General features: G+C 50.0%; 1 protein-coding gene. It reads right to left on the reverse strand.

The genetic code is table 11. From position 1 onward, the window contains the following. Nucleotides 1-188 (reverse strand): hypothetical protein (locus FS818_RS28525; RefSeq protein WP_186375622.1); only part of this gene is annotated, 188 nt, incomplete at its 3' end. Nucleotides 189-254 lie beyond the last annotated feature (66 nt).

Genomic DNA, 254 nt, shown 5'->3' on the forward strand with positions numbered 1-254 from the left:
TCGGTTTCAGTTTGTTGCATGCAATGCTCAACGATTGAAAGTAACTGCTTCCTGTAGTTGTCCAGCAGTCCTTGCATTGTACTGTCACGATACTCCTGCTTATCGTATGTCACGCTCAGTATCAGTTTCCCTTCCACTACATTCCCTGCAAAGTCCAACGCATGAACCCGCTCCGATTGCGGACTCATTGACAATCCAGTAGACAGCCCAGACATGGACATCGCCCCGGCATTCATCTCCCGATCCCATTGCCC

This window comes from Paenibacillus xylanexedens (genome assembly GCF_007680605.1).
Taxonomy (GTDB): Bacteria; Bacillota; Bacilli; order Paenibacillales; family Paenibacillaceae; genus Paenibacillus; species Paenibacillus xylanexedens_B.